Origin of the sequence: Paraburkholderia sp. (assembly GCF_049581445.1) — a bacterium.
Taxonomy (GTDB): Bacteria; Pseudomonadota; Gammaproteobacteria; order Burkholderiales; family Burkholderiaceae; genus Paraburkholderia.
In genome coordinates this window covers 1-9,260 of the sequence record NZ_JBAURZ010000338.1, presented here as the reverse complement: position 1 = coordinate 9,260, position 9,260 = coordinate 1, and the positions used below count along the sequence as shown (strand labels likewise).

Annotated in this window: 8 protein-coding genes; 6 read left to right on the top strand and 2 right to left on the bottom strand. The window is 62.1% G+C overall.

Features of this window, described 5'->3' with window-relative positions:
- The coding region (locus WCA85_RS27995; RefSeq protein WP_424068116.1) for a hypothetical protein at positions 1-553 on the top strand (553 nt) is incomplete at its 5' end.
- A 38-nt stretch (positions 554-591) separates the two neighbouring features.
- Entirely contained in the window at positions 592-1,779 is a 1,188-nt protein-coding gene (locus WCA85_RS27990) for a cystathionine beta-lyase (protein ID WP_424068115.1), read from the top strand.
- Between the two features lie 63 nt (positions 1,780-1,842).
- Here WCA85_RS27990 and serB read toward each other — a convergent pair whose 3' ends face one another.
- Positions 1,843-2,682, bottom strand: coding sequence for a phosphoserine phosphatase SerB (gene serB, locus WCA85_RS27985; protein WP_424068114.1), 840 nt, complete (start codon positions 2,680-2,682; stop codon positions 1,843-1,845).
- Positions 2,683-2,819: 137 nt separating this feature from the next.
- Here serB and WCA85_RS27980 point away from each other — a divergent pair, with 137 nt between their 5' ends.
- The 4 genes from WCA85_RS27980 to WCA85_RS27965 all read left to right on the top strand — a co-directional run bounded on the left by WCA85_RS27980 (position 2,820) and on the right by WCA85_RS27965 (position 8,502).
- Positions 2,820-4,055, top strand: a complete 1,236-nt coding sequence (locus WCA85_RS27980) for a cytochrome P450 (protein WP_424068113.1) — start codon at positions 2,820-2,822, stop codon at positions 4,053-4,055.
- Positions 4,056-4,263: 208 nt separating this feature from the next.
- Positions 4,264-5,256: a Ku protein gene (locus WCA85_RS27975; protein ID WP_424068112.1), complete on the top strand. Its 993-nt coding sequence runs from the start codon at positions 4,264-4,266 to the stop codon at positions 5,254-5,256.
- A 146-nt stretch (positions 5,257-5,402) separates the two neighbouring features.
- On the top strand, positions 5,403-8,150 hold the full coding sequence (ligD, locus tag WCA85_RS27970) for a DNA ligase D (protein WP_424068111.1): 2,748 nt from the start codon (positions 5,403-5,405) through the stop codon (positions 8,148-8,150).
- A 28-nt stretch (positions 8,151-8,178) separates the two neighbouring features.
- Positions 8,179-8,502 carry a hypothetical protein gene (locus WCA85_RS27965; RefSeq protein WP_424068117.1) on the top strand — a complete coding sequence of 108 codons (324 nt, stop codon included), beginning with the start codon at positions 8,179-8,181 and terminating at the stop codon, positions 8,500-8,502.
- Between the two features lie 20 nt (positions 8,503-8,522).
- Here WCA85_RS27965 and WCA85_RS27960 read toward each other — a convergent pair.
- On the bottom strand, positions 8,523-9,260 hold a 738-nt coding region (locus WCA85_RS27960; protein WP_424068110.1), incomplete at its 5' end, for a substrate binding domain-containing protein.

Sequence of the window (9,260 nt, the reverse complement as noted above, 5' to 3'; positions counted from 1 at the left end):
GATGGCGTCCGGGCAGGCTTGGGCCGAAAGCGACGCGGTCAAGGAACTGGCTGCGCCGCCGCCGATCCAGTTGCCGCTCAAACCAAGCCCGGAATTTGCAAAGTTTCCGCGCTATGCGGGCATGCTCGGCAAGCGGCAGATCGTGCTACGCCTTGGGCCGAAGTCGGATGATCCGGCGGGCGTGCACGGCGAGTATCAGTTCACCGATACCGGAGAAGTCATCCTGATTGCCGGCGATCGCGACGGCGACACGCTCGAAGTCGAAGAATCGAACGACGGCACTCACATCACTGGCAACTGGGTCGGCAAGTTCGCCGCTGACGGCTCGGTGGCGGGCGACCGGATGAACGTCGACGACTCCGATCCGCAAGCTTTCGATCTTCATCCGCTTGCCGCCGGACAAGCGGTGCCGCCGCCTGGTGCGCCTGCCATGGAGCCACCGGCCGCTAGCGCAACTCCTGAAACCCCGGCGTCCTCGGCGGGGCAAGCAGCGCAATCGGCAAGCGGAGCGCGGGCTGTCAACGGCGTGAACAATCTCACTACTGGCGAATGACCGGCAAACCGCCGGCTTCACCCCTATCCGAAAACGACATGACTCAATCCAAACCTAAGCGCGGTCTGCAAACCCGCATCGTACGGGCGGAAGACAAGCTCACACCGGGCTTCGAATCATTTGCGGTGCCGGTGGCGCGTGCCTCGACAGTCGTTTTTCCGGATCTCGCCACGATGCGCGAGCTCGACTGGCGCAACGACGCGCAATGGCGCTATGGCCTGCACGCCACGCCCACTTCGCTCACGCTGGCACAGCGTCTCGCGGCGCTCGAAGGGGGCAATCAGGCGCTGCTGCAGCCGTCGGGTTTGTCAGCGATTTCCAATGTGTATTTTGGCCTCGTCAAGGCCGGCGACGATGTGCTGATTCCGGACAACGTCTATTCGCCCAATCGCGATCATGGCGAATGGCTGGCGAAGGACTTCGGCATCACCGCGCGTTTTTACGATCCGATGATCGGCGCGGGCATTGCGGACCTGATTCAGCCCAATACGCGCCTGATCTGGCTCGAAGCGCCCGGCTCGGTGACGATGGAAGTCCCTGACGTGCAGGCGATCACCGCCGCCGCCAGGGCTCGCAACGTCATCACGGCGATCGACAATACCTGGTCCGCGGGCCTTACGTTTCGTCCGTTCGAGCATGGCGTCGACATCTCGGTGCAGGCATTGACCAAGTATCAGTCCGGTGGCGGCGATGTATTGATGGGCGCGACGATCACCGTCGACCCTGAGTTGCATCTGAAGCTGAAGGCTGCGCGCATGCGCATGGGTGTTGGCGTGTCGTCGGATGACTGCTCGCTAATCTTGCGCAGCCTGCCAAGCATGAAAGTGCGCTTCGAGCAGCACGACCGCAGCGCGCTGGCGCTGGCTCAGTGGTTAAAGACGCGTCCTGAGATTGCCACGGTGTTGCATCCGGCACTGCCGGACTGCCCCGGCCATGAGTTCTACAAGCGCGATTTCACGGGTGCGGGCGGCCTGTTTTCAGTTGTGTTCGACGCGCGGTATAGCCCGGCACAAGTGGATACGTTCTGCGAGGCGCTGGAGCTCTTTTCGATTGGCTGGAGTTGGGGCGGGGCGCACAGTCTGGTGATGCCGTACGACATGGCCTCGATGCGCAGCGACACACAATGGGCGAATCGCGGCACGCTGGTGCGGTTTTATATTGGGCTTGAAGAAGAGACTGATCTGCAGGCGGACCTTGAGCATAGCCTGAGCACGCTCGCCGCTTAAGCGGCTTGGAGCGCAGTGCGCGATTGATGCGGGACGTGGTCCCGCATCAATCGCCAGTCGCAATCAGAATAGCCGCAAGAGGCCGTCCAGCCCCACATGGTTGAAGGCGACGCTGGCCGCTTCACGCACCACCGGCTTGGCCCGGAACGCCACGGAAAGACCCGCTGCGGCCATCATCTTCAGATCGTTCGAACCGTCGCCCATCGCGATTGCCCGGCTCGGCTCAATGCCAAGTTGCGCGCAAGTTTCGCGCAGCGTGCGTGCTTTCACGTCCGCGTTGACAATCTCGCCTGTCACCTTGCCGGTCAACTTGCCGTCGACGATTTCCAGCGTATTGGCGCGCGTGAAATCGAGGCCAAGGCGTGCCTTCAGCTTCTCGGTGAAGAAGGTAAAGCCGCCGGAGACCAACAGCGTCTTCAGGCCCGCGGCCTTGACGCCGGCCAGCATGCGCTCGGCGCCCGGTGACAGGCGCAAGCGTTCCTCATAGACCCGTTCCAGCGCGCTTGCATCGAGACCCTTGAGCAGCGCGACGCGGCGCGTGAGGCTTTCGTTGAAATCCTTGATTTCCCCGCGCATTGACGCTTCGGTAATGGCCGCGACCTCGGCCTTCAGGCCGCAGAAATCGGCGATCTCGTCGATGCATTCAATCGTGATCAATGTCGAATCCATATCCATCGCGGCCAGGCCGAAATCGGCCAGCGAGTGGTTGGGTTCCACGAACGCGAAATCCAGCGCATGCGTGCCGCAGTACACGTCGAGATCAGCGCGTTGGGACGGATCGGCGTTAGCGATGCGCAGCGCGAAGTCGTCGATGACGGTGGCGTGCGCGCCGCGCGCGAGAGCGACAAGCGTCTTATGGTGATCGGCGGACAGGGGCGCGGGACTTTGGATGACGAGGTTCATGACGTCGCAGGAAAGAGCGCGCGGCGCGCGCGGAAAATCCGGCTATTGTAACGGTTCGCGCGGTGCGACTGCGCTGGCGGGCGGTTCATACTGATGCCTCGAACGATGCGCCGCCGCTAAAAACTATGGAGACACGCATGAGCCTGGTCACCAACACAGATCAAAGCCGCACGCTCGCGCGCGACTTCGATCTGCAGCATCTCACGCCTGCGTTTTACGCGGACCCATATCCGGTCTATCGGGCGCTGCGCGAATACGAACCCATCAAGCGTATGCCTGATGGTTCTCTCTTTCTGACGCGCTTCAAGGACGTGCAGGCGGTGTATCGCGATCCCAAAACGTTCAGCTCTGACAAGACCGTCGAATTCAAGCCGAAATACGGCGCCGCACCGCTCTACGAGCATCACACGACGAGCCTCGTGTTCAACGATCCACCGCTGCACACGCGGGTACGCAAGCTGATTGCCGGCGCACTGACGGCGCGTGCAATCGCCGCGATGGAACCCGACCTGATCCGCCTGGTGGACGGCCTGCTCGATCGCGCCGCGAAGCAGGGCGGTCTCGATCTGATCGGAGAGTTCGCGGCCGCGATCCCGCTGGAAATCATCGGCAATCTGCTGGTCGTGCCGCACGCCGAGCGCGCGCCGCTGCGCGACTGGTCGCTGGCGATCCTTGGCGCGCTTGAACCGTCGCTGAGTCCCGCGCAACTGGAGCGCGGCAATCGCGCGGTGAGCGACTTCGTGACCTATCTGCAGGACCTCGTGGCGCGGCGTCGGCGCGCGCCGGGCGATCCTCAGCATGACGTGCTGACCCGCCTGATTCAAGGCGAAGTGGACGGCGAGCAGTTGTCGGAAACGGAGTTGCTGCAAAACTGCATTTTCATTCTGAACGCCGGCCATGAGACGACCACCAATCTAATCGGCAACGGACTCGTTACGTTGAGCGAGTGGCAGGACGAGCGAGCCGCGTTGCAGCACAATCCGCAGTTGATTGATAGCGCGGTGGACGAGTGCCTGCGCTTCGAGAGCTCAAATCAGCTTGGCAACCGGATGACGACCGCCGATACCGAAATTGGCGGCGTGCCCGTGGCGCGCGGGACCCCCATAACGCTGTGCATCGGTGCGGCTAATCGCGATCCCGAGCAGTTCCCCGATCCGGAACGTTTCGATATCCGCCGCGAACCGAATCGACACCTTGCGTTCGGTTTTGGCATTCACCAATGCGCAGGCTTGTCGCTCGCGCGACTGGAGGCGCGGATCGCCATCGCACGCTTCGTCCAGCGCTTTCCGGCATACCGGCTGAGCGGCCCACCGACGCGCGGCGGTCGGGCGCGCTTTCGAGGTTTTGCGGCGGTCCCGTGTGAGCCGGGTTAGGCCGTAGCTTTTGCCAACCTGACGCAAGAGTTACAGGCCGTGCATTTCAGGCCGGATTGAGCCGTGTTCGGCCAGGCGGGCGCGGACGCGCGCGCACCATCCGATACCGCCCTGGCTGATTGACCGTGGATCGAGTGGCACGCTTGCTGCTTAGTCAGAGGTTCAGGCCGGCTCAAGCTGAAGCCGGCCGGGCCTTTAGGAGTGCGCGATGTCACACATGATCTGGAAGGGCGCGATCAGCTTCGGTCTCGTGCACGTGCCCGTGCAACTTTACCCGGCGACGCAGTCGGAGAAAGTCGGCTTCAATCTGCTCGACAAGCGGTCGATCGATCCGATCGGCTACCGGCAGATCAACAAGCGCACCGGCAAGGAAGTGACGCGCGATAACATCGTGCGCGGCTTCGAGTACGAGAAGGACAAGTACGTCGTGCTGTCGGACGATGAAATCCGCTCGGCGAATCCCGAATCCACCCAGACGGTCGATATTCTCGCCTTCGTCGATGCACCCGAAATTTCGTTCCTCTATCTCGACACTCCGTATTTTCTCGCGCCGGACCGCAAGGGCGAGAAGGTCTACGCGCTGCTGCGCGAGGCGTTGAAGGCATCAGGCAAGATCGGCGTGGCGAATGTCGTGCTGCATAACAAGCAGCACCTCGCCGCGCTGATTCCGGTCGGGCCGGTCCTGGCGCTCAATACACTGCGCTGGGCCGAGGAAGTGCGTGCCTACGATGAATTGAAGCTGCCGTCCGAGGATCCGAAAAAGGCGGGTGTGACGGCGCGTGAGCTTGATATGGCGAAAAAGCTGATCGACGACATGAGCGACACGTGGGATCCGTCGAGCTATCACGACACCTTCCGCGACGACATCATGACGCTGGTCAATCGCAAGATCCGCGCGGGCAAAACCGAAGAGATCACGGATGTCGAGACTCCGCGCGAGTCGCACAAGTCCGCTGAGATTCTGGACCTGTCGGATCTGCTCAAGCGCAGCCTTGGACGCGGTAAGGGTAAAGCGGGCACGCGTAGTCAGGCTGCGCAGGACGACGATGACAGTGAAGATGCATCGCCGCCCGCCCGCCGCAAAGCCGCGACGACGCGGCGTGCGAGTGGGGCGAGTGGAACAGGTGCCGCAACTGGCGCACGAGCACGCGCGACTGCCGCGCGCAAAGAGACGAGCCACCGCAAACGCAGCGCGGCCTGAGGGTGTAATCGCTTAACGGCCGGCGGCATGGACGAAGCCTGCTGTGACGATCTACCTTCAATGCCCGACTTTCGCAGCGCTATTGATTCGCACTGGATTAAAAGCCCATCCACCGACGGAGTACAACCGACGAACGAGCAGCCATCATGAGTGATCGCCTCGATCCTTATCATCGCAAGCGCCGCTTCGACGCGACCCCGGAGCCCGCTGGCAAGGCCACACGCAAGGCCGCATCGCCACGCAAGTCGGCGCAGCCGCTTTCCTTTGTCATTCAGGAACATGACGCACGGCGCCTGCACTACGACTTTCGTCTCGAACTCGACGGGACGCTGAAATCATGGGCAGTGCCCAAGGGGCCGAGTCTCGATCCCTCGGTCAAGCGGCTCGCCGTGCATGTCGAAGATCACCCGCTCGAATATGGTTCCTTTGAAGGGGAGATTCCGCCGGGTAACTACGGTGCGGGTTCGGTGATCGTATGGGACCGCGGTACATGGTCGCCCGATGGCGGGCTCGCGCAAGCGCACGAGGGCTACAAGGCAGGCAAGCTCAAATTCACGCTGGACGGCGACAAGTTGCACGGCGGCTGGATGCTGGTGCGCAGCCATATGCGCGGTAGTGGGGACAAGGAACAGTGGCTGCTCATCAAGGAACGCGATGATGCGGCGCGCAGTGAAGCCGATTTCGATGTGCTCGCGCGTATGCCGGGTAGCGTGATGGACGGCAACGGTAAAGAAAAAGGCAGCGGTAACAACGGTGCAGATAAAGGTGCAAATGCCGGTGCGGTTCGCACGCGCAAACGCGCACAGGCTACCCACGCCCAAGCCAGGGACGCAAAGAAAACCGATATCGTCGCCAACCGCACTGCGACCTCACTGCGCACGCTGGCTACGTCGCCTGCTATTCAGGGCGCCGTGAAGGCAGCGCTGCCTGCCACCCTCAAGCCTCAACTGGCCACGCTGATCGACGCCGCGCCGCCTGGCGACGACTGGTCATACGAGATCAAGTTTGACGGCTACCGGATGCTGATACGCGTCGATTTGCATGCGAAGAAACAACCAGTGCGCATCTTCACCCGTGCCGGCAACGACTGGACCGCGAAATTCGGCAAACATGTCAAGGCGCTCGCGGACCTCGGACTGGACAGCGCCTGGCTGGACGGCGAAGCAGTAGTGCTTGATCGCAACGGCGTGCCGAGCTTCCAGGCACTGCAAAACGCCTTCGACGCGAACCGTCCGCAGGACATCGTGATCTATCTGTTCGACGTGCCGTTCCTCAACGGCTACGACTTGCGCGGCGTGCCGCTCGTGCAGCGCCGCGCAATCCTGCATGCGCTGTTGGAGAAAGTGGATCAACGCATGTTGCGCTATTCCGAAGACTTCGCGTTCAGCGCCGACGAACTACTCAAGAGCGCGTGCGATATGGCGCTCGAAGGCATCATCGGCAAGCGGCGTGACAGTCACTATACGGCGGGCCGCAGCTCGGCATGGATCAAGCTCAAATGCCGACGGCGCCAGGAGTTTGTGATTGGCGGCTATACAGAGCCCGCCGGCAGTCGTTCTGCTTTTGGCGCATTGCTGCTTGGCGTGTATGACGGCAACGGCAAGCTGCAGTACGCCGGCCGCGTCGGCACCGGCTTCGACGCCGCACTTTTGCGCGCAGTGAAAAAAGAACTCGACGCGCGCGAGTCCACCCGCATGCCATTCGCCAGTGCGCCCCGTGAACGTAGCCGGACGGCAGTTCACTGGGTCAAGCCCGAACTCGTCTGCGAATGCAATTTCGCGGAGTGGACGGATGAACGGATCGTGCGCCAGGCGTCGTTTGTGAGCCTGCGACACGACAAACCCGCGCGGCAGATCGTCATCGAAACCCCACGCGAAGGAGTCGACGTGCAACCACAGTCAACCGATACCTCAAATGTGTCGCCCGCGAAGAAACGGTCGACGAAGCGCGATGTCGCCGCTCCTAAAGAAAGGAAGAATGCATCCACTGCGACTTCAACCGTAGCAGGTGTGCGTATTTCCCATCCGGACCGCGTGATCGACAAGCAAAGTGGCGCAAGCAAGCTCGATCTTGTGCAGTACTACGAATCGGTCTCGGACTGGATGCTGCCGCATCTGAAGGACCGTCCCGTGTCCCTTGTGCGTGCGCCGGAGGACATCGGCGGCGAGTTGTTCTTCCAGAAGCACAGCCAGAAGCTGTCGATTCCGAACGTTACGCAGCACCCCGACCTCGATCCCGGCCATCCGCCGCTGATCACGATTGATTCCGTCAAGGCCCTGATCGGCGCGGCCCAAATGGGGACGGTCGAGCTGCATACGTGGAACGCGCTGGCGTCGAACATTGAAAAGCCCGACCGGATGGTGTTCGATCTCGATCCCGACACGGCGCTCGGCTGGGACAAGATGATCGAAGCCGCGCAACTAACCCGGTCATTGCTGGAAGAACTCGGACTCGTCTCGTTCTGCAAGACGAGTGGCGGCAAAGGGTTGCACGTGGTGGTGCCGCTCGCGAAACATGCGGGTTGGGACGAGGTGAAGGCATTTTCGCAAGCCGTCGCACAGCATATGGCGAGCACGTTGCCCACGCATTTCACCGCAAAGATGGGCCCGCAGAATCGCAAGCGCAAGATCTTTGTTGACTACCTGCGCAACAACCGTGGCTCCAGTACCGTGGCGGCGTTTTCGGCACGCGCGCGGCCGGGTCTGGGTGTATCGGTGCCGCTTGCGTGGGATGAAGTCCCCGGCACTACAGTCGGCGACCAATGGACGATTGCCAATCTGCACGAACGGCTCGCTTCGCTGAAGCATGACCCTTGGGCCGACTATGGCAAGACGCGGCAGCGCATTACGGCAGCCATGAAAAAGCGCCTGGATGGCGCTGATCAGGAAAGCTAAGCAGATAGACTCTAAATCGGAGGATGCAATGAAAACATCACCGCAGGTATCGACCGGCGAGGGCAAACGGCAAACTCAAGAGAAGCAGGACGAGAAACGCGCAAGCTCGCCCTCCCGGTCACTGCAGGACGAGGCAGCACCGCTGCCACATGAGACCGATCAAACAGCCGATTCTCAGCACGAGGACGAGCCGCGTGGCGTGGGCAAGCAAGCGCATCGCGATTTGGCGCACGGACTGAAAGACACCGACCGGCGTGGAGGAGATGAGTATCAGCAGAAAACGCAGAACGATACGCACAGCAACGCGAATTCGAGCGGCCATGCGCAGCGCGGCGGGCATGGCAAACGCTGACGGTACCCCATTGACGCCACTTAGCGCGGCGCGGTATCCCAGTACGGCGGATCGCCGAAGTGTTCAGCAAAAAACGCGATGAATGCCTTGGTCTTGGGCGGTACAAAAGCACGGCTCGGATAAACCGCCCAGATAGCGACGGTGTCCGCGAGCGGGTAGCTGTCCAGCAGCGTGACCAGTTCGCCGCTGTGCAGGTAGGGGGCGACATCCCATGTCGATTTGAGTGCGATGCCGAAGCCCGCGAGCAGCGCGTCGCGAATCACTTCGCCGTTGTCGGATACAAGGCGTCCGCTGACTCGCACGTCGAGGCGCCCGGCTGGCGTCTCGAATCCCCACGTGTTTTGATCCGCGAGGATCATGCATTCGTGTTGCGCCAGATCGGCCGGGTGACGCGGTGTGCCGCGCTCGGCGAGATAGGCTGGCGCGCAACAAATGACGCGCCGGTTGACGGCCAACCGCTGGGCGACCAGTGTGGAATCCTTGAGCGCACCGAGCCGGATCGCCAGATCGACCCCGGCATCGACGAGATCGACGAACTGGTCGGACAGCCGCAAGTCGACGCTCACCCCCGGATAACGACGCAGAAATTCCGGTATCGCCGGCGACACATGCTGCCGCCCGAACGAGGACGGCATCGAAACCCGCAGGCGCCCTTGTGGCTCGGTTTGCGCACGCCCGACCGAGGAGCGCGCCGCAGCGGCTGTATCGAGCAAGGTCTCGGCGTGCGCCATGAACACCTCGCCGTCCTGAGTGAGGCT

Bases quoted from the DNA above. Each gene is read 5' to 3' on its own strand.
- WCA85_RS27990 (WP_424068115.1), top strand. From the start codon at position 592: ATGACTCAATCCAAACCTAAGCGCGGTCTGCAAACCCGCATCGTACGG.
- WCA85_RS27965 (WP_424068117.1), top strand. From the start codon at position 8,179: ATGAAAACATCACCGCAGGTATCGACCGGCGAGGGCAAACGGCAAACT.
- ligD (WP_424068111.1), top strand. From the start codon at position 5,403: ATGAGTGATCGCCTCGATCCTTATCATCGCAAGCGCCGCTTCGACGCG.
- WCA85_RS27980 (WP_424068113.1), top strand. From the start codon at position 2,820: ATGAGCCTGGTCACCAACACAGATCAAAGCCGCACGCTCGCGCGCGAC.
- serB (WP_424068114.1), bottom strand. From the start codon at position 2,682: ATGAACCTCGTCATCCAAAGTCCCGCGCCCCTGTCCGCCGATCACCAT.
- WCA85_RS27975 (WP_424068112.1), top strand. From the start codon at position 4,264: ATGTCACACATGATCTGGAAGGGCGCGATCAGCTTCGGTCTCGTGCAC.